The following is a 25,711-nucleotide window of genomic DNA, read 5'->3' on the forward strand; positions in this document are numbered from 1 at the left end:
TCCCTTAATGCGAGGCGGCTGTCTGGATCGCGGCCTCTGCCGCGGCCAGAGCCGTGTCATAGTTCGAGATCAGCGCGGCGGTGGATTGCCCGATCACATCGGTCACCAGAGATGGGTAGACGCCCAATAGGATGGTCATAATGATCAGCGGAGCGAAGATCAGCCGCTCGCGCGAACTCATGTCCGTCATCGCCTTCAGGCTTTCCTTGATCAGATCGCCGAACACAACCCGGCGGTACAGCCACAGCGCATAACCGGCTGAAAAAATCACGCCGGTCGCCGCCACTGCGGTCACCCAGGTGTTGACCTGGAAGGCCCCCATCAGGGTCAGGAATTCACCGATGAACCCGGACGTGCCTGGCAAGCCAACATTCGCCATAGTGAACAACATGAAGACCAACGCGTAGGCGGGCATGCGGATCACCAAGCCCCCGTAGGCCTCGATATCGCGCGTGTGCATGCGGTCGTAGATCACGCCGACGCACAGGAAGAGCGCGGCCGAGATGAACCCATGGCTGAGCATCTGGAAGATCGCACCATCGATGCCCTGCTGGTTCGCCGCGAAAATCCCCATGGTCACAAAGCCCATATGCGCGACCGAGGAATAGGCGATTAGCTTTTTCATATCCTCCTGCACCAGCGCCACAAGCGAGGTGTAGACGACAGCAATCGCCGACATCCACAGCACCAGATCGGTCATCACCGCTGACCCCACCGGGAACATCGGCAGGCTGAACCGCAGGAAGCCATAGCCGCCCATCTTCAGAAGGATCGCCGCCAGCACGACGGAACCGGCTGTCGGGGCCTGCACGTGCGCATCCGGCAGCCAGGTGTGCACCGGCCACATCGGCATTTTCACAGCGAATGAGGCGAAGAAGGCCAGGAACATCAGCGTCTGCATACCGCCGACGATATAGATGCCCAGCACGCTGAACCCATCAGACGAGAACTGATGGGTCATCAGCGCCTCGATATCCGTGGTGCCCGCGTCCGCATACATCGCAACCATGGCCACCAGCATCAGAACCGAGCCGAGGAAGGTGTAAAGGAAGAACTTGAAGCTGGCGTAGATGCGGTTCGCTCCGCCCCAGATGCCGATGATCAGGAACATCGGGATCAGGCCAGCCTCGAAGAACAGATAGAACAGCACCAGGTCCAGCGCCATGAACACGCCCAGCATCAGTGTTTCCAGCAGCAGGAAGGCGACCATGTATTCCTTGACGCGGTCGGTTACGTTCCAGCTGGCCAGAATGGTCAGCGGCATGATGAATGTGGTCAGAAGGACAAACAGAACGCTGATCCCGTCCACGCCCATCTTGTATTTCAGACCCAGCAGCCATTCACCCTCTTCCACCATCTGGAAACCGGTATTCGAGGGGTCAAAGCCCGTATAGATGCCGATGGATACAAGGAAGGTTACAGTCGTCGCCAGCAGCGCAATCCACTTGGCATTCCGCTGTGCCGCCGCATCATCGCCATGCAGAAACAGCGCCAGAATGCCTGCTGCAATCGCCGGGATGAAGGTAACGATGGAAAGGATATTGTCCATTACTGCGCCCCTCCGCCAATCGACATCCAGGTCACAAGCGCCGCGATGCCTAGCACCATCCAGAAGGCATAGGTGAAGATGTACCCGGTCTGCGCCTTGCCTGCGAGGCGGGTGAAGAAGGGAACGATGCCCATTGCTACTCCGTTCAGGAAGCCATCGATTGTGTTGCCGTCACCGCGTTTCCACAGGAAGCGGCCGATGGCGATGGTGGGTTTGACGAAGAGCGCGTCATAGATTTCGTCAAAGTACCATTTGTTCAGCAGGAACAGGTACAGCGGACGCTGGTTTGCAGCCAAACGCGCGGGTAGCGTGGTGTTCACGATGTAGAACCAGTAGGCGACCACGAAACCCAAGAGCATCGCTACAAATGGCGAGACCTTGACCCATTTTGGAACTGCATGCGCATCGTCCAGCACCGTGTTGTCAGGCGCGATGTACAACGCGCCCTCACCTGGCTCACCCGCAAACACATAATGATGGTCGCCATGATCGTCTTTCTCGCCATGACCCGCATCGTCGCCATGCGAGTCATCAGCATGTGCATCGTCGGCGTGACCCTCATCTGCATGGGCATCGCCATGCTCCGACGCCTCAGCCACCGGAATGCCGTAGAACTTGCCCACCTTATCGGTATGGCCGAAGAAGTTGTTGTACCAGAGCATCCCGGCAAAAACCGCACCCAGCGATAGAACGCCCAGAGGCACCAGCATCACCATCGGGCTTTCATGCGCATGATCATGCGTATGCTTGTCCCCGCGCGGTTCGCCATAGAAGGTCAGGAAGATCAGACGCCAGCTGTAGAACGAAGTGAACACCGCCGCGATCACCAGCATCCAGAAGGCATAGCCCGTTCCGCCGGCAAAGGCGCTTTCGATAATGGCGTCTTTCGACAGGAACCCGGCAAAACCGAACGTGGTAAGCGGGATACCCACACCGGTGATGGCCAGCGTTCCGATCATCATCGCCCAGAACGTATAGGGGATTTTCTTTCGCAGCCCGCCATATTCGGTCATCTCCTGCTCGTGATGCATCGCGTGGATCACCGAGCCTGCGCCCAGGAACAGCAGCGCCTTGAAGAACGCGTGGGTCAGCAGGTGGAACATCGCCGCCGAATACATACCGACACCCGCAGCAACGAACATGTAGCCCAGCTGCGAACAGGTCGAATACGCGATGACGCGCTTGATATCAGTCTGAACCAATCCCACGGTCGCCGCAAAGAAGGCTGTCGAGGCGCCCAGGAAGGTGATGAACGCAGTTGCACCCGGTGCGAACTCCATCAGCGGCGACATGCGGCAGACCAGGAACACACCCGCCGTTACCATCGTCGCGGCGTGGATCAGGGCTGATACAGGCGTTGGGCCTTCCATCGCGTCGGGCAACCAGGTGTGCAGGATCAACTGCGCTGACTTGCCCATCGCGCCGATGAACAGCAGCACGCAGATCACCTCAATCGCGTTCCACTCACCCCAGAGGAAGGGCAGTTGCGTTTCGGCCAGTGTCGGGGCCGAGGCGAACACGTCTGAGAAATTGATACTATCAGTCAGGAAGAAGATCGCAAAGATGCCCAGAGCAAAGCCGAAATCGCCAACCCGGTTGACGATAAACGCCTTCATCGCCGCCGCATTGGCGCTGGATTTGCGATAATAGAACCCGATCAACAGATAGGACGCGACGCCCACGCCTTCCCAGCCAAAGAACATCTGAACCAGGTTGTCGGCTGTCACCAGCATCAGCATCGCGAAGGTGAAGAAGGACAGATAGGCAAAGAAGCGCGGCTTATAGCTTTCGCCCTCACGCCATTGCGGGTCGTGATCCATATAGCCGAAGGAATAGAGGTGCACGAGCGCCGAGACAGTCGTCACCACGATCAGCATGATCGCGGTCAGACGGTCCAGACGGATCGCCCAGCTTGTCGACAGCGAGCCACTCTCGATCCAGCGCAGAATTTCGATCTGCTGGGTGACACCGTCGAAGGTCAGGAACACGATCCAAGACAGCAGACAGGCGAGGAACAGCAGGCCCGTTGCGGTCCACATGGCGGCTTTCTCGCCAATGAACTTCCAGCCGAACCCGCAGAGCAGCGCGCCCACGAGCGGGGCAAAGAGGATGGTGGTTTCCATAGTTCTCTTAGCCCTTCATCATATTGACGTCTTCAACCGCGATGGTGCCACGGTTGCGGAAGAAGCAGACCAGAATGGCCAGACCAATCGCCGCCTCGGCCGCCGCTACGGTCAGCACGAACAGCGTGAACACCTGCCCGACCAGATCGCCGAGGAAGCTGGAAAACGCCACGAGGTTGATATTCACCGCCAGCAGCATCAACTCGATGCTCATCAGCAGGATGATGACGTTCTTGCGGTTAAGGAAAAGACCGAAGATGCCGATGACGAACAGCGTCGCCGCGACCGTAAGATAGTGTTCAAGTCCGATCATAACGTCCCTCGGCTTTTCATCTTTGAGAAGCGTTTCTTCTGAAAACTGAGACTATCCATCGCAAAGCCTCTCTGGCGCATTTCCATTTTGAGCCCAGATATCACAACGCTTTTTCATTTGAAGTTCGTGGAATTTTTCCGGAGTAGAAGGCAATCTGTTCTTGTAACCTTCCTCGACAGCGCTCGCATACAACCGAATATCAAACTCCAAGAAATCGTCCAAATTTGGTTGTTCTCTGTTAGGTACAGTTCGGTCCAAATTGCTCAGGTTCGCATACGGAACTAGAAACATGTCACGCCCGCTAAAACTGCTGTCTTTGCCAACGGAAACAGGACTGTCGGCTTGCTCATCCCATCCGACAACTTTTCCCAGACCATAAAAAGTAACCTCTGCAGGCGCTGCAAAGGAAAGCGCCAACCAAGCGGCTGAGGCAAACAGAATGACGCCAAACCGCATCACAACCCCTGCCCCGGTTTCACGTCCTTCAACTCCATCGCTTTGGCCGGGTCGCGCATCATCTGGCCGATGATGTCCTGACGTTTGATGTCCTGACGGTGGCGCAGGGTGAGCACGATGGCTCCGATCATTGCCACCAGCAGGATCAGACCCGCCAGCTGGAACAGAAGGAAGTATTGATCATAAAGGATGACACCCAGTGCCTCGGTGTTGTGACGATCCGCCGGAACCGGCTGGGCCAGGTTGGCTGCCGCCCCCTGCGCGCTGTCCCATGCCCCAAAGGCCATGACGAATTGCATCAGGATCACCAGCCCGATCAGCAGGGCCAGCGGCATATATCGCGCCATCTCGGCCTTGAGTTCGGCAAAGTCCACGTCCAGCATCATCACAACGAACAGGAATAGCACCGCAACCGCGCCGACATAAACGATGATCAGCAGCATCGCCACAAACTCAGCCCCTAGCAGCACAAACAGCCCGGCCGACGACAGGAAGGACAGGATCAGCCACAGCACCGAATGCACCGGCTGGCGGCTGATCACCGTGAACAGACCGCCTGTGATGGCACTGATGGCAAACAGATAGAAGGCAAAGACGGTCATTGATCCTCATCCTCGTTGTCGCCCATGACCTCTTGCGCCAGATCCAGCGCGCGGGTCATGGCCGGGATGCCAGCAAAAACCGACATCTGACCGATCGTTTCCACGATCTCTTGTTTCTTGGCACCCGCCTCAAGCGCGTGGCGCACGGTCTGACGCACCGCTGGGTCCGCCTGAGCGCCCTGACAGGTCAGCCCGGCCAGCGTGAGCAGTAGGCGGGTTTTGGCATCCAGCCCGTCTTTGTTGACGGTGTTGCCGAACATCATCTCCATGACTTCTTTAGGCATGGTCGGCCACAGCGCCTCGAACCCTTTGGGCGAGAAGCTTTCCATCGCCGGGTTCATCGCCTTGGCCATGTCCTGAGCCTGCTTCATCATCAGCTCGAACGGATTTGTTGGAGCGTCATTCATCGGTACGGCGCGTCCATTTCCAGATTGCGGGCAATTTCGGCTTCCCAGCGTTCGCCATTATCCAGCAGCTTTTCCTTGTCGTAGAACAGCTCTTCCCGGGTTTCGGTGGCGAATTCGAAGTTAGGGCCTTCGACAATGGCATCGACCGGGCAGGCCTCTTGGCAGAAGCCACAATAGATGCACTTGGTCATGTCGATGTCATAGCGCGTAGTGCGACGAGAGCCATCCTCGCGCGGTTCAGCGTCGATGGTGATGGCCTGCGCCGGGCAGATCGCCTCACACAGTTTGCAGGCGATGCAGCGTTCTTCGCCATTTGGGTAACGGCGCAGGGCGTGTTCGCCCCGAAAGCGCGGGGACAGGGGCCCTTTTTCGTGTGGATAGTTCACGGTGGCCTTGGGTGCGAAGAAGTACTTCATGCCAAGTTTGAAGCCGACCCAGAAGTCCTGCAGAAGGAAATACTTGGCGGCGCGGGTGTAGTCGATTTGGGTCATTCGGTTACCTCATCAACACTTGTCGAGTGATCTTCGTGAGTTCGGATGTCAGCGCATTTCGCCGAAATCGTATACACAACTCCAGACACCTCAATCGTATTCAGAACCACGCTGTCTTGGTCATTCGCGCAACGTTCCACTAACATTTCGCGGACCTCCTGCGACAAACCACTTTGACAGTTCCAAAAGCGTTCGTAGTCGTCGTAGCGGAAGGGCGGCTCACAATCCATTTCATCCCCCCACGCTCCATCGGGCAAACGCGCCCCAGAACCAGTCGAATTTCGCCGCAAAGGCCACGAACACCACCCAGACCAGCGAGAACGGCAGGAACACTTTCCAGCCCAGCCGCATCAGTTGGTCATAGCGGTAGCGTGGTGTAATCGCTTTGACCATCGCGAAGAGGAAGAAGAAGAACGCCATCTTGGCGACCATCCACAGCACGCCGTCGGGCAGGCCTGGGATCGGCGACAACCAACCGCCGAAGAACAGCAGCGTGGTCAGGGCGCACATCAGGAAGATGGCGATGTACTCACCCGCCATGAACAGCAGGAAGGGCGTGGCTGAATATTCGACCTGATAGCCTGCGACCAGCTCCGATTCCGCCTCGGGCAAGTCGAACGGCGGACGGTTGGTTTCGGCCAACGCCGAGATGAAGAACAGAAAGACCATTGGGAAATGCGGCAGCCAGTACCAGCTGAAGAAGCCGAAGGACCCATCCTGTGCGCGCACGATGTCGCCAAAATTCATCGACCCGGTCGAGATAATGATGCCGATAATGATCAGGCCAATGGAGACTTCATAAGAAATCATCTGCGCGGCTGACCGCAGCGATCCAAGGAAAGGGTACTTTGAGTTCGACGCCCAACCACCCATAATCACGCCATAAACCTCTAACGAGGAGACAGCGAAGACATAGAGAATAGCGACGTTGATATCCGACAGGACCCAGCCATCGTTGAACGGGATCACCGCCCAGGCGATCATGGCCAGCACGAAGGACGTGAGTGGTGCAAGGATGAATACCGTTCGATCCGCCCCCGCCGGGATGACAACCTCTTTGACCACATATTTCAGCGCATCCGCCACTGATTGCAGCAGGCCATAAGCCCCTACTACGTTAGGGCCTCGGCGCATTTGGACAGCGGCCCAAATCTTGCGGTCGCCATAGACAAGGAACAACAGCGAGATCATCACGAAAGCCACAACCGCAAGCACTTGGGCAAGGATGATCAGGGCGATGCCGCCTGGGGTGTTAAAGAAATCAGCCATTGGTCCTCACACCGTGGGTCGTCGGGGATATGTCAGCGGTTCGGATCATTCTGCGGCAATCCTGTCGGTTTTCAGGGCTTTGGCTTGCGCCGAAAGCTCGGCCATCAGTTGCGACGCGCGGGCGATGGGGTTGGTCAGGTAGAAATCCTTAACCGCATTGCGGAATGTCGCGTCGCCCAATGCACCAGCTTCCAGCGGCTGCATCTCGTTTTCGATCACCTCGTCGATGCGGGCCAGATGTGGAACCGCTTCGATCAGGGCCGTGCGCAGTTGCGCCAACGAGTCATAGGGCAGCGTTGCGCCCAGTTCTGCGGAAAGGGCCCGCAGGATAGCCCAGTTCTCCTTGGCCTCGCCCGGTGCAAACCCGGCGCGCATCGCCAGTTGCGGGCGGCCTTCGGTGTTCACGAACAGTCCGTTTTCTTCGGTATAGGCCGCGCCCGGCAGGATCACATCGGCACGATGCGCACCCCGGTCGCCGTGGCTGCCTTGATAGATGACGAAGGCCCCATCATCGATTTCGACCTCATCCGCACCGAGGTTATAGATCACCTCTGCTCCGTCAATTGCAGCCTCGAGCCCGCCTTCTGTCACAGCACCTACGTCCATTGCTCCGACACGACCCGCAGCAGTATGCAGGACCATCAGTTTGCCGTTGGTCCGGGCCGCTGCCTCCATGGCATGTCCCAGCACCGCTGCACCATCCGCTTCACGCAAAGCGCCCATTCCGACGATGATCACCGAGGGTTTTTTCAGAATATCGTCGAACTCGTGCTTTTGAAGATCAATCAGTGCATCGCGCCCCTCGCCCATCTGGAAGACGTCGTAGGTCAGATCAGCCTGAGGTCCGATATTGGCGATCTTGGCCCCGTTCAACCAGGCCTTTCGGATGCGTGCATTCAATACCGGCGCTTCGTCACGCGGGTTGGTTCCGATCAGAAGGATGTATTTTGCGTCATCGACATCTTCGATTGACGCCGTCCCGACATATCCCGAGCGGTTTCCGGCAGGCAAACGCGCATTGTCCACGCGGCATTCAATGTTGCCGTCCAGACCTTCGACTAGCTGCTTGAGCGCAAATGCAGCTTCAACCGGCACAAGATCACCCACTAAGGCCGCAACTTTCTTGCCCTTCAACGCCTCAGCGGCTTTGGTCAGCGCCTCTGGCCAGGACGCAGGTCGCAGCTTGCCGTTTTCACGGATGTAAGGCGTATCCAGACGCTGACGGCGCAGGCCATCCCAGACAAAACGGGTCTTGTCACTGATCCATTCCTCGTTCACGCCATCATGGTTCCGCGGCAGGAAACGCATAACTTCGCGCCCCTTAGTGTCCACGCGAATGTTCGAGCCAAGCGCGTCCATCACGTCGATGCTCTCGGTCTTGGTCAGTTCCCAAGGACGGGCGGTGAAGGCGTAAGGCTTCGAGGTCAGTGCCCCAACCGGGCAAAGATCGATGATATTGCCCTGAAGGTTCGATTCCAGCGTCTGGTTCAGATACGAGGTAATTTCAGCATCTTCCCCGCGCCCGGTCTGACCCATCTGAGTGATCCCAGCAACCTCGGTGGTGAAGCGCACGCAGCGGGTGCAGCTGATACAGCGGGTCATCGCGGTGCCAACCAGCGGCCCCAGATCCAAATCATCCACCGCACGCTTCGCTTCCTTGAAGCGCGACCCCGAGACGCCATAGGCCATGGCCTGATCTTGCAGGTCGCACTCACCGCCTTGGTCACAGATCGGGCAGTCCAGAGGGTGGTTGATCAGCAAAAACTCCATCACCCCTTCGCGGGCCTTTTTCACCATGGGCGAGTTCGTCTTGACCTGAGGCGCCTGACCTTCCGGACCGGGGCGCAGATCGCGCACCTGCATCGCGCAAGATGCCGCAGGTTTCGGCGGACCGCCCACGACCTCGACCAGACACATCCGGCAGTTTCCGGCAATCGACAGACGCTCGTGATAGCAAAAGCGCGGCACCTCGACCCCGGCTTGCTCACAAGCCTGGATCAGGGTCATCGCGCCATCGACTTCGATTTCCTGGCCGTCGATATTGATCTTGCGGAGGTCAGACATTGTGACGTTACCCTTTTAGGAATGTGCCAATGGCAGAGCCTTTGGCGATCTCGCGACGGCCCGCCGAACACATGGTTTCAGGCACACCGATGACGATCCCGTTGCTTTGGATGTACCGGATTGCATCGTCCTGAATCCGTTTCCGAGGCAGATTTTGTTCAAGATATTTAAAGTCGCTTTCCTGATACCCTTTGGCCTCAAGATCGTCAGCCACCGCTTTCATACTGCTCGCGATCTGTGGCCGGTTCATCGACAATGAAGGGCATCCGATTGAAATTTGTTCGGCCATCGCATTGGCAAAGGCAACATTATACAGGTTCTCCGGCATCTCAGTACGGAACGGCGCACGTGCAGCCGCCACCTCTGGGGACTCGCTGGTGGTAGTCTGACATCCTGCCACAACAAGCAGAAGCAATCCGCCAAGTAGATTCGTTTGCGCTACCCTGAACCGCATCCTCAATTCGCCCTCAGATAGACGCCGATGGCGCTATTTCTTTGAATTTCGGCCTGACCCAAGGTGCAAAATGAGTTCGGTGTGTCATAAGACACTCCGTTTTGCGCCAGATAAGCCTCGCCCTTGGTACGCATCCGGTCTTTTTCCGCGTCCGATTCCACATAAGCGCGGATTTCCTTGTCGGAATATCCCAGCTTGTGGGCTTTGGACCGCAGCCCCCACATCACGTTGATCGCCTTGAGGCGCCGACCACTGATCGAGGGGCAATATTCAGAAATCTCATTGGCGATGGCGATATAGTACAGCTCGTTGTCGATCTCTTGAACATCGCGCAGGGGCGGTTTTGCCTCGGCCGCAACTGGCAATGTAAACAAAACGGCCAGACTTAAAGATTTTGCTACAGACATGTTATTTCCTTTTGTTTTGGGTTCCCCAAAACAAAGGCCTGACGGCCTGCTATGCGATAGCAAACACGCTTTCACGCGCTGATATGCAAAAACACAGATCATGGTCGCTGGCACGTTCCTGCAAAAGACAGTTTGTCGTCGCTGATCTGAAGCTGATCTGGCTCGGTATCAGGCCCGACCTTCCATTCAATACGGGAGGAGCCGAATTGCTCAATACAGTACTTCGTGCCCTCATAGCGCCCGGCTTCACGCGCGCCGTTCAAGGACTGCGAGACGCCGTTCACGACAACAGTAAAATCAGTCGGGGCCTTTTTCTTGTCCACAGGCTTGGCCTTGGCACGGAAGAAATTGCCTTCGAATTGAACCCGGTCACTTGACTTTGTGATCGTACCACAGGACGACACAAGCGCTACGGCTGCAATAGCAACGCAGGTGCCTGAACGAATGCGCCCAACCGTCGACCAGTTCACTTTATCCTTGCTCCCCATCAGAACGCCGCCACCAGAGCCATGACCCCAATCACAAACATGCAGGCCCAACTCAGCACATAAAAGATCGAACGGATGCCTGAATTTGGCTTACCCGTTCCGCGAATATGAACCACCAGCATCGCCAACCGCGCAACCAGAGCGACCGAAGCCAACAGGTTCACCCAAAACGGGCTCGCCCCCAGAAAAATCGCGGCAATTGTTACCGCGACGAAAGCCGGCAGCGTTTCTGTTCCATTCAGATAGGCCCGATTCAAACGATAAGCACGGTCGGCATAGTCCTGATCAGGCGTCGCACCCGGTGCCAAGCCTTTGCTCTGTTTGGCCATCGCCGTGAGGGGTGACAACAACAATACGACCAGCGTGAAAATCACAACCGAAGCAACAGCATGAGAATAATCTGTGAATAGGTCCATGTTTCCTACTCCGCTGCTATCGCGCTTGAACGGCCTGATTTCTGGGCCTTGATGCGATCTTCGATTTCGTCCCGGAAATTGCGGATCAGGCCCTGGATCGGCCAGGCCGCCGCATCACCAAGGGCGCAGATCGTGTGGCCTTCGACCTGCTTGGTCACGTCGAACAGCATGTCGATCTCTTCCAGCTCGGCCTCGCCGCGCACCAAACGATCCATCACCCGCATCATCCAACCTGTGCCTTCGCGGCAGGGCGTACACTGACCACAGCTTTCGTGTTTGTAGAATTTCGACAGCCGCCAGATCGCCTTGATGATGTCGGTGGACTTATCCATCACGATCACCGCCGCCGTGCCAAGGCCCGAGCCCAGATCGTTGCGCAGATAGTCGAAATCCATGATTGCGTCGCGCATGCTCTCACCGCGCACGCAAGGCACCGAGGAACCGCCGGGGATCACCGCCAGTAGATTGTCCCAGCCACCGCGAATGCCGCCGCAATGGGTTTCGATCAATTCCTCAAACGAAATCGACATCGCCTCTTCGACGACACAAGGATGGTTCACATGGCCCGAGATCGCAAAAAGTTTGGTGCCCGCATTGTTCTGACGACCAAAGCCCGCAAACCAATCAGCGCCCCGGCGTAGGATGGTGGGCACAACCGCGATTGATTCCACGTTGTTCACTGTGGTTGGGCAACCGTAAAGCCCCGCCCCCGCCGGGAACGGAGGTTTCATACGCGGCATGCCCTTCTTGCCCTCAAGGCTTTCGATCAGGGCTGTTTCCTCGCCGCAAATATAGGCCCCGGCCCCGTGATGCAGGAACAGATCGAAATCCCAACCCGAACCAGCGGCATTCCTGCCCAGCAGGCCGGCGTCATAGGCTTCGTCAATCGCGGCCTGTAGGGCTTCACGCTCGCGGATGTATTCGCCGCGAAGGTAGATATAGCAGGTATGCGCATTCATCGCGAAGGATGCGATCAGGCACCCCTCGATCAAAGTGTGCGGATCGTGGCGCATAATCTCACGGTCCTTGCATGTGCCCGGCTCGGATTCATCTGCGTTTACAACCAGGTAGGCCGGACGGCCATCGCTTTCCTTGGGCATGAAGGACCATTTCAAACCGGTGGGGAAACCCGCGCCACCACGCCCGCGCAGCCCGGAATCCTTCATCGTCTGGATGATCCAGTCGCGCCCCTTTTCGATCAATCCAGCGGTGCCATCCCAATGCCCGCGAGCTTGTGCACCGCGCAGCGTACGCTCATGCATCCCGTAGATGTTGGTAAAGATCCGGTCCTGATCCTTCAGCATCGCGTGTTACCTTCGGCTTTCCTGACGCATGCGCCAGAGTTGAAATATGTTGACGCCCGCATAGATGAACCCGGCCAGGGCGGCGAGGTCAAAAAACAATGCGTGGCGCGTGGTCAGCCCCAACGCGGGGCCAATGAACAGGTTCATGGCAAGCCAGATCGCCATCGTCACGGCAATGACGATGCCAATATGTCGACCCTTGCGGGCGATAGCTTGTTCCTTATCCGTGTCCATCTCAGTCTTCGTACATACCGTCTTTCTTGGCGCGCTTGGCAAACTCGGTCTCTTCCCCCGTCGCCAGCTTGGCCGCCTGTGCGATCCAACCGTCACGTTCGATCCGGCCTTTGAATTTCAACCGTGTATCAACCCAAGCCACATGTTCGGGCGTCCAGGCTGCGATCTGATCGAAATGGAAAAAACCCAGCTCATTCAGCGTCTGCTCAAGCTTCGGGCCGACACCTTTCAGCATTTTCAGATCATCTGCCTTACCACCCCGCGCTGCGGTCAGCGTTTCTGGCTGATCTTCCTTGGCGGCCTTCGCCTCCTCCGCCTGCTTCACAGCAGGTTTGGCCGGTTTCGGCGCTTTGGGCGGTTTCGGGGCCGATTTGGTCGCCGCTGCCTTGCCATCCTTGCCCAGCCACGGTGTCAGGATCGGAACCTCGGTCCCGTCGATGCGCTTGACCGTGTCGCCCAGATCGGTGGCCAAGGCCACGCTGGCATTGTGCTCTGGCTTCCCAGCGTCATGCTGGGTCAGGCTGGTCAATCCGCCCAGCGGTTCCGCTGCATAACGTCCGTTCTGAGGGCCCGGTGTCGGAACCTTGCCTGCGGCCAGATCGTCGATGATCTTGCCAAAGCTCTCGGCCGTCAGGTCTTCGTAATAGTCTTTTCCGATCTGCGCCATTGGAGCGTTCGCGCAGGACCCCAGGCATTCGACCTCTTCCCAGCTTAGCTTGCCATCGGCAGACAGTTCATGCGGCTTGGCGGCGATCTTGTCCTTGCAGACCGCTATCAGGTCTTCGGCCCCGCAAATCATGCAAGAGGTCGTGCCGCAGACCTGAATATGCGCCACAGAACCAACCGGTTGCAGCTGGAACATGAAGTAGAACGAGGCCACTTCGAGCACGCGGATATAGGCCATGCCCAGCATGTCGGCGACGGATTCAATCGCCGGACGGGTCAGCCAGCCCTCTTGCTCTTGCGCGCGCCAGAGCAGCGGGATAACAGCGCTGGCCTGACGACCCTCGGGGTACTTGGTAACCTGCGCTTCGGCCCATTGCTGGTTGGCAGCGGTAAAGGCAAAGCTCTCGGGTTGTTCGGGGTGAAGACGGCGCAGCATCACGCGGCTCCTTCGGTCAGTTTGGCGACAACCGTGACTGCAAAGGCAACCATCGACAGTAGGCCAGCTATCAGGTGTTTTGCGGTGTTTTTCTTAGCACGCGAGTAGATAAGCGCATCTACAAACGCCATAACCGAGCATGCTGCAAAGAAGGCAAGTATGACGTACAAATCTTGGTACAGAGCGGCGAACACACCAATAAGAGCAAACGCAAAGTAGCGATCTGCCATAACGCTGGGCAGATTCTCCTTATGATGTCCCGTCTGAGCAAGACCAAACTCGGGTTTAGTCCAGAACAGATACCCCAAGAGCAGCAGAAACACTGCGCCAATTCCGGCAAAGATCAGAGAAAGGGAGATAAGACTCACCGATCAATCTCCCCAAACACAACGTCCATCGTCCCGATAATCGCGGCGACGTCGGCCAGTTGGTGCCCTCCGGCGACGTGATCCATGGCTTGCAGATGCAGGAACCCCGGCGCACGCAGTTTGGCGCGGTAGGGTTTGTTGGTGCCGTCGGCGACCAGATAGACGCCGAACTCGCCCTTGGGGGCTTCGACGGCAGCGTAGACCTCTCCTGCGGGGACGTGGAAACCTTCGGTATACAGTTTGAAGTGATGGATCAGGCTTTCCATCGAGGTTTTCATGTCCGAGCGTGTCGGCGGGGTGATTTTACCGCGGGCCAGAACGTCGCCCGGGCATTCGCGAATCTTGGCGATGGCCTGACGGATGATCAGCAGGGACTGGCGCATCTCTTCCATGCGGCAGAGATAGCGGTCGTAGCAGTCGCCATTTTTGCCGACCGGGATCTGGAACTCGAACTCGTCATAGCATTCATAAGGTTGCGCGCGGCGCAGGTCCCATGCGAGGCCCGAGCCACGGACCATCACGCCCGAGAAGCCGTATTTCTGTATGTCATCCTCGGTCACCACGCCAATATCGGCGTTGCGCTGTTTGAAGATGCGGTTTTCGGTGAGCAGCCCGTCGATGTCGTCGAGAACGGCGGGGAATTCGTGGCTCCAAGCCTCGATATCATCCAGCAGTTCGGGTGGCAGGTCCTGATGGACACCGCCGGGGCGGAAGTAAGCAGCGTGCAGGCGGGCCCCGCAGGCACGCTCGTAGAACACCATCAGCTTTTCGCGCTCTTCAAATCCCCAAAGCGGCGGAGTCAGAGCGCCCACATCCATCGCCTGTGTGGTCACGTTCAGCAGATGGTTCAGGATACGACCAATCTCGGAATACAGAACCCGGATCAGCGAGCCGCGACGCGGCACTTCAACACCAGTCAGTTTCTCAATCGCCAGACACCAGGCATGTTCCTGGTTCATCGGCGCCACATAGTCCAGACGATCGAAATACGGCAGGTTCTGCAGATACGTCCGGCTTTCCATCAGCTTCTCAGTACCACGATGCAGCAGGCCGATATGCGGATCGCAACGCTCCACGATCTCGCCGTCCAACTCAAGAACCAAGCGCAAAACCCCATGCGCTGCAGGGTGTTGCGGGCCGAAGTTGATGTTAAAGTTACGGATCTTCTGCTCGCCGCTCAGCGCGTCCGTGCTGCCGTCATCATATCTTGAGCCGTCCATCAACGCCCCCGTCTTTTCTTTGCTTCAGCCCGAACTCGGACCTTTTTTGCCTCAACGGCTTTGGCAGCAGCCCCGGCCAGCAAAACACCCAGCGCGCCCAATGTGATCAGTTCGCCCAACATCGTCAGCATCTTAACGGCGCTCCATTTCCTGTAGCTTGATCCCGACCCACCAGAGCAGGGCAATCGTGCCAAAAGGGACCAGACATAGCAGGCACCAGACCTTGTTGATCCCGAAGAATGGCAAAATCTTTACCATCGGGATGATGGTCAGCGCGGAAAGGATCAGCCACCAGATACCCCCCATCACTCGGCCTCCTGCTTCTCATCCCCCGGCAGGATGTAGTTCGCACCTTCCCACGGGGACATGAAATCAAACTGACGGTATTCCTGCACGAGGCTGACGGGTTCGTAGACCACTCGCTTTTGCGCCTCGTCATAGCGCACTTCTGTATAGCCTGTGGTCGGGAAATCCTTGCGCAGCGGATAGCCCCGGAAGCCATAGTCGGTCAGGATACGCCGCAGGTCCGGATGGCCTGAGAACAGGATGCCGAACATGTCGAACACCTCACGCTCAAACCAATTGGCCGAGGGGTGTACGTCAACGATCGAGGGCACCATGTCTTCCTCGCGGATCGAGACCCGCAGGCGAATACGCTGGTTCTGGTACATCGACAGGAAGTGATAGACCACGTCGAACCGCTTGGCTCGTTCCGGGTAGTCCACGCCGGTGATATCCACCAAGGTAGAGAATTGACAGGACCGGTCGCTTTTCAGGAATTCGATGAATTCGACGAGGTTGGACAGCGCAACATCAACGTTCAACTCATCATGGGTCACGTCCCAGGACAGAACACAATCTGAGCGTTTCAGTTCAAGCTGTGTGCCGAGTTCTTTGAGTGCTTCGCTCATCTGCCCCTCCCTCAGCGTACAATTGTGCCGGTGCGGCGGATCTTACGTTGCAGTTGCATCAGGCCATAGAGCAGCGCCTCGGCGGTCGGAGGGCAGCCGGGTACGTAGATATCCACGGGCACAATGCGGTCACAGCCGCGCACGACTGAATAGGAATAATGGTAGTAGCCACCGCCATTCGCGCAGGAGCCCATCGAGATCACATAGCGCGGTTCGGGCATCTGATCGTAAACTTTGCGCAGCGCCGGGGCCATTTTGTTGGTCAGGGTTCCAGCCACGATCATCACGTCGGACTGGCGCGGGGATGCGCGGGGCGCGATGCCGAACCGTTCCGCGTCATAGCGCGGCATCGAGGTGTGCATCATCTCAACCGCGCAGCAGGCTAGACCAAAGGTCATCCAATGTAAGCTGCCAGTGCGCGCCCAGTTGATGATGTCCTCGGTCGAAGTCAGCAAGAACCCTTTGTCCTGAAGCTCGGCATTCAAGGCCTGGGTGGCGACTTCTTTGTCGACGCCAGCGGTGTTTGCACCCGTCATCACTCCCATTCCAAGGCCCCTTTCTTCCATTCATAGGCAAAGCCGATGGTCAGAACGCCCAGAAACACCATCATGGACCAGAAACCCACATCGCTGATGTCCTTGAAGCCAACGGCCCAGGGGAACAGGAAGGCGATTTCCAGATCGAAGATAATGAAAAGAATCGCGACCAGATAGAATCGAACATCAAATTTCATCCGCGCGTCATCAAATGCGTTGAAGCCGCATTCATATGCGCTGACTTTTTCCGGATCGGGGTTGCGGACGGCCAGAACGACAGCCGCCAGAATCAGCACTATTCCAAGGCCCACGGCCACGGCCAGAAACACCAGGATCGGGAGATATTCCCGCAACAGCTCTTCCAAGAGTAGCTCCTTTCCTGCGCGATCCATATTGAGCGCGCGGTCAATTGGCGAGTTGACTGGACATTCTCTATCTCTGCGGGGTCAGAGGGTCAACCGATCACAAGCGCGCAGGGGCATCAACCTTGGGGTTGACCATCCTGAAATTTCGTATGTCATTCTGCACAGCGCCGCATTCCGTCTCAGAATTAAACGTCGTTGATCCACTTGGGCTTACGTTTCTCAAAGAAAGCGTTAATACCCTCGCGCGCTTCTTCTGTTTCCCAGCGCGAAACCAGCGCATTGATCGTATGGTCAATCACCTGATCGTCAATCTTAGGCCCAAGATCCTGCACCAGCGCCTTGGCCGAGGCAACCGCCCCCGGTGCGCAGTTCAGATAGGGATGAACTTCGTCCTCGATGGCCTGATCCAACCCGTCTGCCGCGACCGTTTTGGCCAAGAGCCCAAGCCTCACCGACTCGGCCGCATCAAACAGACGCGCAGACATGAAAACCCGGCGGGCCTTGGCCGCCCCCATACGTGCGATAACATAGGGCCCAATCGTCGCCGGGATCAGGCCCAGCTTTGTCTCGGTCAGGCCCATTTTCAGGGTTTCAACACCAATCGCCACATCACAGACAGCAGCCAGACCCACGCCACCGCCGAACGCATTGCCTTGCAACGCTCCGATCAGGGGTTTCGGCATCGTGTTGAGCGCTTGCAGCATTTCCGCAAGCTTGCGTGCTTCGATGAAACGCGTTGCCGGGTCGGCTGCCATCTGATCCTGCATCCAACCCAAATCCCCGCCAGCGCAAAAAGATCTACCAGCGCCTGTCAGTACGACGACCCGAACGAAGGGGTCTTGTCCCAAATCCTGCGCTGCGCATGTCAGTTCGGCGATCATCGTGGCTGACATCGCGTTGTGTTTTTCCGCGCGGTTTAGGCACAGGGTCGCAACACCGCGTGCATCTGCGACGACAGAGATCGTTTCGTACATCTTAGCCCCTCATGGCGCGCGCCATCTGCGCGGCTTTATCCAACACTTTGGCATCCAGGCCGGTGGCATATCCCAACCGTTCCAGATGCGCCGCAACGGCTTCGGTCGCGACATTGCCCGCTGCACCGGGTGCGTAAGGGCAACCACCAAGGCCACCAACGGCGGCATCGAATACACGGACGCCCAGTGAAAGCGAGGCATCGATATTGTCCAACGCCCGGCCATTCGTGTCGTGAAAATGACCGGCCAGCCGGGTCACGGGAACACGCTCTCGCACCGCCATCAACATCCGTGCGATCTTGTCCGGCGTGCCCTGCCCGATCGTATCGCCCAAAGACACCTCATAGCAGCCGTGAGAGAACAAAAGATCCGCGACCTCGGCCACCTTTTCGGGCGGTGTCGGCCCATCATACGGGCAGTCGGTCACGCAAGAGACATAGCCGCGCACTGGCAGGTCGATGTGGCGCGCGGCGTCCAGGATCGGCGTGAACCGTTCAATCGACTCGGCAATGGTGGCATTGATATTCGCTTTCGAGAATCCCTCGGAAGCCGAGGCAAAAACCGCGATCTCATCCGCTTTGGTTGCCAATGCATCTTCATACCCCCGCATATTGGGGGTCAGGGCTGCATATCGCACACCCTTTGCGCGCGCTATGCCGGCCAGAACATCGGCGCTTCCCGCCATTTGGGGAACCCATTTAGGTGAAACAAAGCTGGCCACTTCGATCCGGTTGAACCCGGCATCCGACAGGCAATCGACAAGCGCAATCTTCTCGGCCACCGGAATGTCGCGCGTTTCGTTCTGCAACCCGTCCCGAGGCCCGACTTCAAAAATTTCGACCCGTTCGCCCATGCCTCATCTCCCTTAGGTGTCCAAACTGATCGTGACACATGCACAGACTTTCGAACAGCCTAGCTATCTTCCAACCGGACCAAGGCGGCACCGGCTTCGACCTGAGCGCCTTCTTCGGCCAGAACCTCTGCGACAACACCATCCCGAGCAGCAAGCAGGGAATGTTCCATCTTCATCGCCTCCAGCACCGCCAAGCGGTCGCCTTCATTGACCGGCTGACCGGCCACTGCAACGACCGCTTTGACAAGCCCCGGCATCGGCGCTTCGATCAGGTTGGTATCCCCAGCCGCGCTGGCCTCGCGGTCCAGTGGGTCGACCAGGTCAAAACTCTGTCCATAATCCTCGAAGACCGTGATCCGGGGACCAGTGACCACGACATAGGGCATCGGTTTTCCGTTGATCAGCCAGCGCCCGTCCTGGCGTTGTGCCGTGACGACCGTCTCACCCACGTGCCACTCCTGCCGCTCGGCGCCAATAACTTGAACATCAAGCTCGATATGATCCTCACCGGATATCAGCTGAACCGCCCGATGCAGAGGCGCCCAAAGCGAGAAACCAGCGTCTGCCTGCATGTCCACCAAGTTCGATGCCCGCATGGCTGCCGCCACAAGGGTCTCGGGCCGTGGCGGTACCGCCTGCACCAATTCGTCAAGGTCGCGCCCGATCAGCCCCGTATCGACATCGCCCGAGGCAAAGCCAGTATGCCGGGTCAAGGCCCCCAGGAATGACAGGTTGGTAACCGTTCCGGCGACCTCAGTTCCTTGCAACGCGCGGTGTAACTGTTCGAGAGCGACCGACCGCGTCGGCCCATGCACAATCACCTTTGCAATCATCGGGTCATACCAGGGGCTGATTGTATCCCCCGCCCTCACGCCACTATCTGCCCGACACCCTTGAGGAAAGCGCAGATGGGTCAGGGTACCTGTTGCTGGCAGGAATCCCTTGGGTACATCTTCGGCATAGAGCCGCGCCTCGAACGCGTGGCCGTTGATCGAAAGGTCCCTTTGCTGTTTTGGCAAGCTCTCACCCGCTGCCACACGCAACTGCCATTCGACCAGATCGACGCCCGTGATCGCCTCGGTTACAGGGTGTTCAACCTGCAGGCGCGTGTTCATTTCCATGAACCAGAACCGATCCGGGCGCAGTCCTTCGGACGCGTCGACGATAAACTCAACCGTCCCCGCCCCTTTGTAGCCAATCGCCTCAGCCGCGCGGACACCTGCATGTCCCATCGCGTCGCGCATTTCAGTTGTCATGCCAGGGGCCGGAGCCTCTTCGATCACCTTCTGATGCCGTCGCTGCAACGAGCAGTCCCGTTCGAATAGGTGAACTGCGTGCGTGCCGTCGCCAAATACCTGAACTTCGATATGCCGAGGCTTCGCAACGAATTTCTCAACCAGCACAGCATCATTGCCGAAGGCGGTTTTCGCCTCGCCGCGTGCGCTGTCCAGAGCGGACAGAAAATCCTCGGGATTTTCGACCAGCCGCATCCCCTTGCCGCCGCCGCCTGCCACGGCCTTGATCAACACAGGATAGCCAATAGTTTCGGCCGCCTCGGCCAGGTGCTCGGGGTCCTGATTGTCCCCATGATAACCCGGCACGACAGGCACGCCCGCCTGTTCCATAAGAACCTTTGCTGCGTCTTTGAGGCCCATCTTCCGGATCGCATCTGCCGATGGTCCGATGAACGTCAAGCCCGCAGCCTCAACCGAATCCACAAATTCCGGGTTCTCGGACAGAAACCCATAGCCCGGATGGATCGCCTGCGCGCCGGTATCAAGCGCCGCCTGAATGATCACATCGGCCTTCAGATAGCTTTCTGACGGGGCCGCGCCACCGATATGCACGGCCTCATCCGCCATCTGCACATGCTTGGCCGAGGCATCCGCATCGGAATAAACAGCAACACAGGACACGCCCATTTTCTGAGCCGTCTCCATAACTCTGCAAGCAATCTCGCCCCGGTTGGCGATCAGGATTTTGTTGAACATGGCTTACCCCTCAGCCGCCAGATCTTCGACAAGACGAAATCGCTCGCAGACCAACTCCATCTCAGGATCGAACCCGCCATTGCGCTCGAAATAGCGGCGGTGATCATCGCGCCACCCCGCAAGCGTTTCATTCTCGCCCTCGGCCAGCGCGAAACCTTCGGTCACATCGCAATAGCGACAGATCGTAACCTCGACCGTTTCTATCACCAGGGCCGGGCGATCATCCCACTTCAAAGCAATATCGCGCCGCCCGACCACGGGCAGGTCGAGAGAGCCTTCGGGATAGTTCCGCAACGCATCGCAGGTCGCCGTTTTCTTTCCAGCACGCACAAGGGCCAGCAGCTCGTCACTCAGCGCCGCGTTGTCCCCAAACTTGAAGGTCTGTGCGCCTGGGTAGCGGTTTTTTAGCTGTTCCAGATCGGTCATCTTACATCCTGAACACGCCGAAACGTGTCTCCTCAATCGGGGCATTCAGCGCAGCGCTGAGCGATAGGGCCAACACATCACGCGATTTGCGTGGGTCGATGATACCATCGTCCCAGAGGCGGGCCGAGGCATACAGCGGATGCGACTGTTCCTCGAACATCTGCAGTGTCGGGCGTTTGAAATCGGCTTCTTCCTCGGCGGACCAAGTGCCGCCCTGCCGTTCGATTCCGTCGCGTTTGACGGTGGCCAGAACGCCCGCCGCCTGCTCGCCGCCCATCACGGAAATCCGAGAATTCGGCCAGGTCCACAGGAACCGAGGCTGATAGGCCCGACCGGCCATGCCGTAATTTCCGGCCCCGAATGAGCCTCCGACAAGCATGGTGATCTTGGGAACGCTCGTCGTCGCTACCGCCGTGACCATCTTGGCCCCGTGCCGCGCGATGCCTTCGTTTTCGTATTTGCGACCAACCATAAAGCCGGTGATGTTCTGCAGAAAGACCAGAGGGGTCTTCCGCTGCGAGCACAGCTCGACAAAATGCGCGCCCTTTTGTGCGGCTTCGGAAAACAGCACGCCGTTATTGGCGATGATTCCAACCGGGCAACCTTTGACATGGGCAAAGCCAGTTACCAGCGTTTCTCCGAAGCGCGGCTTGAACTCATCGAAGCGAGAGCCATCTACCAGACGCGCGATGACCTCGCGGATGTCATAAGGCGTGCGCAGGTCAGCTGGAACAACGCCGAGGATTTCCTCTGGGTCATAAGCTGGGTCTTCCGGGCTGGCCCAATCTACCGCCTGCGGTTTGCGCAGGTTCAGCGAGCCAACAGCCCGTCGCGCCAAAGCCAGTGCGTGGGCGTCATCCTCGGCGAGATAGTCCGCCACGCCGGACAGGCGCGTATGGACATCACCGCCGCCCAAATCCTCGGCACTGACGACCTCGCCCGTCGCGGCTTTGACCAAAGGCGGTCCAGCCAGAAAGATCGTCCCTTGCTCTTTCACGATGATGGTCACATCCGACATCGCGGGCACATAGGCCCCACCCGCCGTACAGGACCCCATCACCACAGCGATCTGAGCGATCCCCTTCGCGCTCATCCGCGCTTGGTTATAAAAGATACGGCCAAAGTGATCGCGGTCGGGGAAGACCTCATCCTGATTTGGCAGGTTCGCACCGCCGCTGTCGACCAGATAGATGCAGGGCAGTTGATTTTCCTCGGCGATCTCCTGCGCGCGCAGGTGTTTCTTCACCGACATCGGGTAATAGGTGCCGCCCTTAACCGTGGCATCGTTGCACACCACCATGACCTCGCGCCCCTGCACCCGCCCAATGCCTGCGATGACCCCCGCACATGGCGCGGCATCGCCATACATCCCATGTGCTGCAGTCGCGCCGATTTCCAGAAACGGAGACCCCGGATCAAGCAGGTTCGCCACCCGGCGCCGAGGTAGCATCTTGCCCCTAGAAACGTGCCGCGCGCGAGATTTCTCGCCGCCTCCGATACGAGCTGCTTCAGCAGCTTCGGAGATTTGCGCCAGCGCGTCGAGATGGGCGGTGCGGTTTGTTTGTGCGGCTTCCGAACTAGGAAGGAACGCGGATTTCAATTTACTCATTGTGTGCCCCCATATCCGATCAAATCCAACGCGCGCGTTGCTGTTACCCGCAACATACAATCCGCCCCATCTTCGAAGTGGCCCGTTCCGGTTGTCAGATTTCCCCGCGACAGGCATTCGGCGTCTCGAAATGCGATCCAGGCGCGCTGTGCGTCCCTGAGAGCCTCAGCTGCAACGGGCGGCAGTTCTGGATCTGATAAATCTTGGCGCAAAGACCCGTATGCTGTGTTCATCACTGCATCCCAAGCTTTGGTCTCTGCGTCCATGCACTGTGCAACCGCTATGCTGTCATAGGAACCGCCCTCTTCTATGCAGGCATTCGCAAAGTTCCGGACACACGTTGCACCAGCATGCCAGCCTTCACCCGCCTCGGCCACACAATGCCAAATATCAGCCTCGGCTACCGGGTCAGGAGCCCAATCAGCCACCGCTTGAACGGGCAGCAGAGACAAGACGGCGATAAAACGTATCATAACACCTCTGTGGCCGCTCGGGCCTTCAATTCCTTGCGTATCACCTTCCTCGTGACCGTCATTGGCAGTTCCTCCAAAAACGCCACCTCGCGCGGGTAGGAATACTGCGCCAGACGGTCCTTGACCCACTCCTGCAACTCCTGCTCCGCCGCCTCAGCCCCCGGTTTCAGCACCACATAGGCCTTCACGATCTCGGTCCGCAGCGGGTCGGGCTTGCCGACCACGCCGACCGTTGCCACCGCCGGGTGGGTCAGCAGGCAATCCTCGATCTCAGCCGGACCAATACGATAGCCCGACGACGTGATTACGTCATCTTCGCGGCCCACAAAGCGCAGGTAATCCCCCTCCCAAATGCCGCGGTCGCCGGAGATGAGCCAGTCGTCACGGAATTTCTCAGCCGTCGCCTCTGGCCGGTTCCAGTATTCCAGCATCATTGAGGCTGAGCCGCGTCGGATGGCTACGTCGCCCTCTACTGTGGTTGGGTTCCCATCCTCGTCGACTACTGCCACCTCATGCCCTGGCACCGGTTTGCCTATACAGCCGGGGCGCACTGGGAAATACTTGGCACACGACGAGACGACCATGTTGCATTCGGTCTGACCGTAGAATTCGTTGATCGTCAATCCGAACGCCTGTTGCCCCCACGCTAGCATCTCGGCCCCTAAAGGCTCACCCCCTGACGCGACCGAACGCAGGCCGGGGATGCTCTGATCCGCTGCCTTCAGCATCCGCAGCGCCGTGGGTGGGAAAAACACGTTCCGCACAGCCCCACGTGCAATCACGTCCGCGCAGGCCTCAGCCGAAAACTTATCCAGCCGCGCCGCAACCACCGGAATGCCCAGCGCCAGACCGGGCATTAGCACGTCGAACAGCCCGCCGATCCAGGCCCAATCGGCAGGGGTCCACAGGCAGTCTCCGTCGCGCAGGTGATCGTGGCTGATTGAAACGCCGGGCAAATGGCCCGTCAGCACCCGATGCCCGTGCAGGGCCCCCTTGGGGCTGCCGGTTGTGCCCGACGTATAGATCAGCACCGCCGGATCATCCGGCCCAGTCTCGGCAAAGGGAAGTGGAGCGCCGGCCACCCCTACTTCAGATGCGATCAGAGGCTTTGCGATCCCTTCAAGCAGCCCGGCACCCTCGACATCGGTCAGCACAATACTGGCGCCCGCATCACTGACACGAGACCGCAATGCCTCCTGTTTGAACAGCTTGAACAGGGGAGCCGAGATCGCGCCGATCTTCCAGATCGCCAGATGCGCGGCGGCACACCATGGGGATTGGCTGAGCAGGACACCGACCCGATCACCTGGCTGTACCTTCTGCTGCAAAGCACGAGCAATCCCGTCGGTCATATGATGTAGCTGCTCATAAGTCACACGCTGTTCAGTGGGACCGGTTAGATCAATCACGGCAACACGATCATCGGGATGAACCAGACACTGACGCGCCATGTTCAACTGATCGGGCAGGTCCCAGCCACCCTCTGGGCGCAAACCAGGTATGCGCCTAGGGTCAAGCATCTGCTAGGCCTCTTTTTTCATTGAATTTTCCCGCCGGACGCAGGCAACCAGAACCAAGCAAAACTTGATACAGATCAGAGCGCGGATTGGCCTTTGCCGCCACACAAGGGGCATCAACAAAACCAAAGGCAAGATCATGATGAAAACGCTCGCCGCTTTGACATTCTCGACCGCACTGGCCGCTTTGGCCGTGCCCGCATTTGCCCAATCGCAGGGCGACTGGACCCTTGGCGTAGGTGTGGGATATCTGGACCCGAAATCCGACAACGGAACGCTTGCGGGGCTTAGCGCAGATATCGACGCGGATACCCGCCCGATCTTCACCGCCGAATACTTTATCCGCGACAATCTGGGGATCGAGCTCTTGGCTGCAACGCCCTTCAGCCACGACATCACTCTGGGAGGCAGCACTGATGCGGGCAGCGTCAAGCACCTGCCCCCGACCCTGTCGCTGAACTATCACTTCCCGACCAACAGCGCCTGGAAACCCTATGTCGGGGCCGGTCTGAACTACACGATCTTCTTTGACGAAAGCTCTCCGCTGGGGGATCTCAAGGTCGATAACTCGTTCGGGGTCGCGCTGCAGGCCGGGCTGGACTATCAGGTCACCCAAAACGGTGCAGTCCGACTGAATGTGCGCTGGTTCGACATCGACTCGGACGTGACCCTGGATGGCGCCGATATCGGCACCGCCGAAATCGATCCTTGGCTGGTCGGTGTGTCCTACGTCCATCGGTTCTGATCCAATCCAAAGCGCCCCGCCGACCTAAAATCAGCGGGGCGTTT

31 protein-coding genes are annotated in these 25,711 nt (G+C 58.2%); 1 reads left to right on the top strand and 30 read right to left on the bottom strand.

Annotated elements, in window-relative coordinates; translation table 11 throughout:
- Positions 1-4: 4 nt before the first annotated feature.
- From ACR0JE_RS04600 to ACR0JE_RS04745, 30 genes are all read right to left on the bottom strand, one after another.
- Positions 5-1,549 carry an NADH-quinone oxidoreductase subunit M gene (locus ACR0JE_RS04600; protein ID WP_480540842.1) on the bottom strand — a complete coding sequence of 515 codons (1,545 nt, stop codon included), beginning with the start codon at positions 1,547-1,549 and terminating at the stop codon, positions 5-7.
- Positions 1,549-3,672, bottom strand: a complete 2,124-nt coding sequence (gene nuoL / locus ACR0JE_RS04605) for an NADH-quinone oxidoreductase subunit L (RefSeq protein ID WP_480863301.1) — start codon at positions 3,670-3,672, stop codon at positions 1,549-1,551. Before nuoL ends, ACR0JE_RS04600 begins: the two co-directional genes overlap by 1 nt.
- 7 nt (positions 3,673-3,679) lie before the next feature.
- Positions 3,680-3,985 (bottom strand): NADH-quinone oxidoreductase subunit NuoK, encoded by a 306-nt coding sequence (gene nuoK / locus ACR0JE_RS04610; protein WP_005984024.1) that lies wholly within the window; start codon positions 3,983-3,985, stop codon positions 3,680-3,682.
- A 51-nt stretch (positions 3,986-4,036) separates the two neighbouring features.
- Positions 4,037-4,441, bottom strand: a complete 405-nt coding sequence (locus ACR0JE_RS04615; RefSeq protein ID WP_480863303.1) for a hypothetical protein — start codon at positions 4,439-4,441, stop codon at positions 4,037-4,039.
- Positions 4,441-5,043: an NADH-quinone oxidoreductase subunit J gene (locus ACR0JE_RS04620; protein ID WP_152458578.1), complete on the bottom strand. Its 603-nt coding sequence runs from the start codon at positions 5,041-5,043 to the stop codon at positions 4,441-4,443. The genes ACR0JE_RS04615 and ACR0JE_RS04620 overlap by 1 nt, the downstream gene beginning before the upstream one ends.
- A complete protein-coding gene (locus ACR0JE_RS04625) occupies positions 5,040-5,450 on the bottom strand; it encodes a carboxymuconolactone decarboxylase family protein (protein ID WP_480863305.1) in 411 nt (136 codons plus the stop codon). The genes ACR0JE_RS04620 and ACR0JE_RS04625 overlap by 4 nt, the downstream gene beginning before the upstream one ends.
- Positions 5,447-5,941: an NADH-quinone oxidoreductase subunit NuoI gene (gene nuoI / locus ACR0JE_RS04630; RefSeq protein ID WP_353008116.1), complete on the bottom strand. Its 495-nt coding sequence runs from the start codon at positions 5,939-5,941 to the stop codon at positions 5,447-5,449. The genes ACR0JE_RS04625 and nuoI overlap by 4 nt, the downstream gene beginning before the upstream one ends.
- Positions 5,942-6,172: 231 nt before the next feature.
- A complete protein-coding gene (nuoH, locus tag ACR0JE_RS04635; protein ID WP_480863307.1) occupies positions 6,173-7,210 on the bottom strand; it encodes an NADH-quinone oxidoreductase subunit NuoH in 1,038 nt (345 codons plus the stop codon).
- A gap of 45 nt (positions 7,211-7,255) precedes the next feature.
- Positions 7,256-9,274, bottom strand: a complete 2,019-nt coding sequence (gene nuoG / locus ACR0JE_RS04640) for an NADH-quinone oxidoreductase subunit NuoG (protein ID WP_480863309.1) — start codon at positions 9,272-9,274, stop codon at positions 7,256-7,258.
- 7 nt (positions 9,275-9,281) lie between these two features.
- Positions 9,282-9,635 carry a DUF5333 family protein gene (locus ACR0JE_RS04645; RefSeq protein ID WP_480863311.1) on the bottom strand — a complete coding sequence of 118 codons (354 nt, stop codon included), beginning with the start codon at positions 9,633-9,635 and terminating at the stop codon, positions 9,282-9,284.
- Positions 9,636-9,730: 95 nt separating this feature from the next.
- Entirely contained in the window at positions 9,731-10,135 is a 405-nt protein-coding gene (locus ACR0JE_RS04650; RefSeq protein WP_480540830.1) for a DUF5333 domain-containing protein, read from the bottom strand.
- 98 nt (positions 10,136-10,233) lie between these two features.
- Positions 10,234-10,605 carry a hypothetical protein gene (locus ACR0JE_RS04655; RefSeq protein ID WP_480827640.1) on the bottom strand — a complete coding sequence of 124 codons (372 nt, stop codon included), beginning with the start codon at positions 10,603-10,605 and terminating at the stop codon, positions 10,234-10,236.
- A gap of 17 nt (positions 10,606-10,622) precedes the next feature.
- Entirely contained in the window at positions 10,623-11,039 is a 417-nt protein-coding gene (locus ACR0JE_RS04660) for an MAPEG family protein (protein ID WP_480827641.1), read from the bottom strand.
- Positions 11,040-11,044: 5 nt separating this feature from the next.
- Complete coding sequence (gene nuoF, locus ACR0JE_RS04665) at positions 11,045-12,343, bottom strand: NADH-quinone oxidoreductase subunit NuoF (RefSeq protein ID WP_480863312.1); 1,299 nt, start codon at positions 12,341-12,343, stop codon at positions 11,045-11,047.
- A gap of 6 nt (positions 12,344-12,349) precedes the next feature.
- Positions 12,350-12,577, bottom strand: a complete 228-nt coding sequence (locus tag ACR0JE_RS04670; protein ID WP_170532293.1) for a DUF5337 domain-containing protein — start codon at positions 12,575-12,577, stop codon at positions 12,350-12,352.
- Position 12,578: 1 nt separating this feature from the next.
- Positions 12,579-13,679 carry an NADH-quinone oxidoreductase subunit NuoE gene (nuoE, locus tag ACR0JE_RS04675; RefSeq protein WP_480863314.1) on the bottom strand — a complete coding sequence of 367 codons (1,101 nt, stop codon included), beginning with the start codon at positions 13,677-13,679 and terminating at the stop codon, positions 12,579-12,581.
- On the bottom strand, positions 13,679-14,047 hold the full coding sequence (locus ACR0JE_RS04680; protein ID WP_480540821.1) for a hypothetical protein: 369 nt from the start codon (positions 14,045-14,047) through the stop codon (positions 13,679-13,681). Before ACR0JE_RS04680 ends, nuoE begins: the two co-directional genes overlap by 1 nt.
- The gene (locus ACR0JE_RS04685; protein ID WP_170532287.1) at positions 14,044-15,267 is read right to left on the bottom strand and encodes an NADH-quinone oxidoreductase subunit D; all 1,224 of its coding nucleotides are present in this window, start codon (positions 15,265-15,267) and stop codon (positions 14,044-14,046) included. Before ACR0JE_RS04685 ends, ACR0JE_RS04680 begins: the two co-directional genes overlap by 4 nt.
- On the bottom strand, positions 15,267-15,398 hold the full coding sequence (locus tag ACR0JE_RS04690) for a hypothetical protein (protein ID WP_480540819.1): 132 nt from the start codon (positions 15,396-15,398) through the stop codon (positions 15,267-15,269). The genes ACR0JE_RS04685 and ACR0JE_RS04690 overlap by 1 nt, the downstream gene beginning before the upstream one ends.
- A 1-nt stretch (position 15,399) precedes the next feature.
- Entirely contained in the window at positions 15,400-15,573 is a 174-nt protein-coding gene (locus tag ACR0JE_RS04695) for a hypothetical protein (protein ID WP_170532285.1), read from the bottom strand.
- Positions 15,573-16,178 carry an NADH-quinone oxidoreductase subunit C gene (locus ACR0JE_RS04700; protein ID WP_480863316.1) on the bottom strand — a complete coding sequence of 202 codons (606 nt, stop codon included), beginning with the start codon at positions 16,176-16,178 and terminating at the stop codon, positions 15,573-15,575. The genes ACR0JE_RS04695 and ACR0JE_RS04700 overlap by 1 nt, the downstream gene beginning before the upstream one ends.
- An 11-nt stretch (positions 16,179-16,189) precedes the next feature.
- On the bottom strand, positions 16,190-16,723 hold the full coding sequence (locus tag ACR0JE_RS04705) for a NuoB/complex I 20 kDa subunit family protein (protein WP_037307875.1): 534 nt from the start codon (positions 16,721-16,723) through the stop codon (positions 16,190-16,192).
- Positions 16,714-17,079 carry an NADH-quinone oxidoreductase subunit A gene (locus ACR0JE_RS04710; RefSeq protein ID WP_170532281.1) on the bottom strand — a complete coding sequence of 122 codons (366 nt, stop codon included), beginning with the start codon at positions 17,077-17,079 and terminating at the stop codon, positions 16,714-16,716. Before ACR0JE_RS04710 ends, ACR0JE_RS04705 begins: the two co-directional genes overlap by 10 nt.
- 185 nt (positions 17,080-17,264) lie before the next feature.
- Positions 17,265-18,053 (bottom strand): crotonase/enoyl-CoA hydratase family protein, encoded by a 789-nt coding sequence (locus ACR0JE_RS04715; RefSeq protein WP_480863318.1) that lies wholly within the window; start codon positions 18,051-18,053, stop codon positions 17,265-17,267.
- 1 nt (position 18,054) lies between these two features.
- Positions 18,055-18,906, bottom strand: a complete 852-nt coding sequence (locus ACR0JE_RS04720; protein WP_480540813.1) for a hydroxymethylglutaryl-CoA lyase — start codon at positions 18,904-18,906, stop codon at positions 18,055-18,057.
- Between the two features lie 59 nt (positions 18,907-18,965).
- Complete coding sequence (locus ACR0JE_RS04725) at positions 18,966-20,897, bottom strand: acetyl/propionyl/methylcrotonyl-CoA carboxylase subunit alpha (protein ID WP_480863320.1); 1,932 nt, start codon at positions 20,895-20,897, stop codon at positions 18,966-18,968.
- A 3-nt stretch (positions 20,898-20,900) separates the two neighbouring features.
- A complete protein-coding gene (locus tag ACR0JE_RS04730) occupies positions 20,901-21,323 on the bottom strand; it encodes an ASCH domain-containing protein (protein ID WP_480863322.1) in 423 nt (140 codons plus the stop codon).
- Between the two features lies 1 nt (position 21,324).
- A complete protein-coding gene (locus tag ACR0JE_RS04735) occupies positions 21,325-22,932 on the bottom strand; it encodes a carboxyl transferase domain-containing protein (protein ID WP_480863324.1) in 1,608 nt (535 codons plus the stop codon).
- Positions 22,929-23,405 carry a lysozyme inhibitor LprI family protein gene (locus ACR0JE_RS04740; RefSeq protein ID WP_480540803.1) on the bottom strand — a complete coding sequence of 159 codons (477 nt, stop codon included), beginning with the start codon at positions 23,403-23,405 and terminating at the stop codon, positions 22,929-22,931. Before ACR0JE_RS04740 ends, ACR0JE_RS04735 begins: the two co-directional genes overlap by 4 nt.
- Positions 23,402-24,925 (bottom strand): AMP-binding protein, encoded by a 1,524-nt coding sequence (locus tag ACR0JE_RS04745; RefSeq protein WP_480863326.1) that lies wholly within the window; start codon positions 24,923-24,925, stop codon positions 23,402-23,404. The genes ACR0JE_RS04740 and ACR0JE_RS04745 overlap by 4 nt, the downstream gene beginning before the upstream one ends.
- A gap of 136 nt (positions 24,926-25,061) precedes the next feature.
- Between ACR0JE_RS04745 and ACR0JE_RS04750 the strand changes: the two genes are divergently transcribed.
- Positions 25,062-25,667, top strand: a complete 606-nt coding sequence (locus ACR0JE_RS04750; RefSeq protein ID WP_170532263.1) for an OmpW family outer membrane protein — start codon at positions 25,062-25,064, stop codon at positions 25,665-25,667.
- Positions 25,668-25,711: the final 44 nt, after the last annotated feature.

It is taken from the genome of Ruegeria sp. H3, assembly GCF_056533095.1.